This window comes from Blautia sp. MSK.20.85, from assembly GCF_013317245.1.
Lineage (GTDB): Bacteria > Bacillota > Clostridia > Lachnospirales > Lachnospiraceae > Blautia_A.
Genome location: NZ_JAAIUN010000124.1, coordinates 1 through 329, shown reverse-complemented (window position 1 = coordinate 329; position 329 = coordinate 1). Strand labels below are relative to the sequence as shown.

Sequence of the window (329 nt, the reverse complement as noted above, 5' to 3'; positions counted from 1 at the left end):
CATTTTACACAGCCACCGAAACAGTACACAGAAGATACCCTGCTTTCTGCGATGGAACGTGCTGGGAATGAAGAACTGACCGAAGATACGGAAAAGAAAGGACTTGGTACTCCGGCAACAAGGGCAGCAATCATTGAAAAACTGATTCAGTCTGGTTTTGTGAAAAGGGAAAAGAAAAATCTGGTGCCGACAGATGATGGCAATGTACTGATTACGGTTTTGCCGGATGAGATTAAATCTCCGAAGATGACAGCAGAGTGGGAAATGGCATTGAATCACATTGCCCAGAATACAGAGACAGCAGATGAATTCCTAAATGGGATTACAGA

General features: G+C 43.8%; 1 protein-coding gene. It reads left to right on the top strand.

What is annotated here, in order from left to right; translation table 11 throughout:
* Positions 1-329, top strand: a 329-nt coding sequence (locus G5B12_RS17200) for a DNA topoisomerase (protein WP_244096140.1), incomplete at both ends; no start/stop codon positions are given.